Source organism: Methylobacterium sp. WL116 (assembly GCF_008039455.1).
Lineage (GTDB): Bacteria > Pseudomonadota > Alphaproteobacteria > Rhizobiales > Beijerinckiaceae > Methylobacterium.
In genome coordinates this window covers 1-1398 of sequence record NZ_VRUV01000820.1, presented here as the reverse complement: position 1 = coordinate 1398, position 1398 = coordinate 1, and the positions used below count along the sequence as shown (strand labels likewise).

Genomic DNA, 1398 nt, shown 5'->3' with positions numbered 1-1398 from the left:
GCCAACCTGCAGACCGGGTTCGGCCCGTTCCTGGCGGTGTACTTCACCCAGTCGAAATGGACCCAGTCCGACATCGGATTCGCGCTCACCGTCGGCAGCCTGGTCAGCCTGCTCGGCCAGGTCCCCGGCGGCGCCTTCGTCGACGCGATGCGCTCGAAGCGGTTCGCGGCCGGCGTGTCGGTCGCCGCGATCTCGGCGAGCGCGCTGGCGCTGGCGCTGTGGCCGAACTTCCTCATCGTCCTGCTCGCGATGGCGGTGCATTCGGCCGCGAGCTGCATCCTGACGCCGGCGATCGCCGCGATCAGCATCGGCCTCGTCGGCCATGCCCGCGCCGGCGAGCGCCTCGGGCGCAACGCCAGCTTCCAGGCGATGGGCAACGCGGTCGCCGCCGCCGGCATGGGCGCCTGCGGCTACTACCTGTCGAACGACGCGGTGTTCTACCTCACCGCCGCCCTGGTGGTGCCGACGATCATGGCGCTCTCGGCGATCCGCGCCGAGGAGATCGATGCCGGCGTGCGGACGCAGGAGGCCGAGCCCCGCAGCGGCGACGCGGCGGCGGGCGGCGTGAAGGCCCTGCTGACCAACCGCTCGCTCCTCAGATTGGCGGCCTGCATGACGCTGTTCTTCCTGGCCAACGCCGCGATGCTGCCGCTCGTCGGCAGCGTCCTGACGCTGCGGGCGAGCGAGACCGCGACGGCGCTCGTCGCCGCCTGCATCATGGTCCCGCAGGCGGTGCTGGCGGTGCTGGCCCCCGCCGTCGGCCGGGCGGCGGAGCGCTTCGGCCGCTATCCGGTGCTGCTGGCGGGGTTCGCCGCGCTGCCGATCCGCGGCCTGCTCTTCGCCTACACCGACAACCCCTACATGCTGGTCTCGATCCAAGTCTTCGACGGCATCTCGGCCGCGGTGCTCGGGGTGATGGTGCCCCTCGTCGTCTCCGACCTCACCCGCGGCACCGGCCGGTTCAACCTCGCGCTCGGCGCGGTCGGCACCGCCATGGGGATCGGGGCCGCGCTCTCGACCTCGCTCGCCGGAATCCTGGCCGACCGGCTCGGCAGCCACACCGCCTTCCTCGGGCTGGCGCTCGTCGGGGCCGGCGCCTTCGCCCTCGTCGCGCTGATCATGCCCGAGACCCGGCGCGGGGCGGCACGATGAGGATTCTCGCGGCCTGCACGGGGCGGTCCGGCACCGGAATCGCATACCGGTCAAACGGCGTTCAGCTTCGTGCGATAAAAGCGCGGCGCAGGAACGGGCTCACGCAACGGTTGACGAGGCTGTTGCGTTGCCCCGCCGGCGCTTATTTTTATCCGCGTCCCGTCGTAGTGCCATCCGCCAACGCATTCCTCGTGTCGACCGCCCCGTGCAGGCCGCGAGAATCCTCATCGTGCCGCCCCGCGCCGG

The 1398-nt window shown here is 71.8% G+C and carries 1 protein-coding gene; it reads left to right on the top strand.

Annotated elements, in window-relative coordinates; translation table 11 throughout:
* The coding region (locus FV223_RS27630) for an MFS transporter (protein WP_147729877.1) at window positions 1–1152 on the top strand (1152 nt) is incomplete at its 5' end.
* Window positions 1153–1398 lie beyond the last annotated feature (246 nt).